This is a genomic window from Segatella sinensis (assembly GCF_040095255.1).
Classification (GTDB): Bacteria; Bacteroidota; Bacteroidia; order Bacteroidales; family Bacteroidaceae; genus Prevotella; species Prevotella sinensis.
Genome location: NZ_JBBNGE010000129.1, coordinates 1 through 835, shown reverse-complemented (window position 1 = coordinate 835; position 835 = coordinate 1). Strand labels below are relative to the sequence as shown.

The 835-nt window shown below is 42.4% G+C and carries 1 pseudogene; it reads right to left on the bottom strand.

From position 1 onward, the window contains the following. Positions 1-761, bottom strand: a pseudogene (locus AAAT87_RS15410) (transposase); the annotation flags it as partial. Positions 762-835: the final 74 nt, after the last annotated feature.

The window sequence follows — 835 nt, the reverse complement described above, 5'->3', positions numbered from 1 at the left end:
TTGAGATTTTCCTTGCTGGAATATGCTTTATCTGCTACAATGGAATCAACTTCCATTCCTGCTTCCTCTGTCTTCCTCATCAGTTCCGGCAATTGCTGTCCATCACCTTTTTCGCCAGAAGTAACAGTAGCTGCAGTGATAATTCTCTCATCGCTCATCGCCATATGTGTCTTATACCCAAAGAATGAAGAATGAGCTGTTTTATGTCCTGTACGGGCATCCTCATCCTTTGATATTACGCCTCGGGGCTCTGCATCTGAAATGGTTTCTTTCAGCATATTGAGACGCTCCTTGACTGCAGGCATATTGGCAGTTGCAGCATCTGCTTCCACAGTAGCAACTATCGTTTTAGCAGCATTCATGATAGAAGAATACTTCTTTTCTTTTGGAAGCTCAGGCAATTCCATGCTGTCATCCACAGAATTAACGACCTTGATTACGGCCTTGCAATAATACTCCAAACTCTTTGCCGCACTAATTGGATTAGAACGGGAATGCGTATGGGTTGCATCAACGATAACGGTTTTAGACTTGAGGACACCAACTTCTATAGCAATAGAAACTGTCTTTTTGATGAGCAGATCCAGCAGGTCCATATCCTTTAGGCGAAGTCGACGGAATTTGGTCAAGGAACTAGGATTTATCAGGTTAGTCTCCTCAGGAGTTAATCCCAAGAAGTACTTGAACGACATATCATAGCGGGCACGTTCTACTACATCAACGTCCGATATATTATAAATTACCTTCAAAAGGAGATACTTAACCCACATTGCAGTCACCCGTCATGTAACTCCCTGATTTCCAATATCCAGATTTTTTGAGGTATGATTTGGGT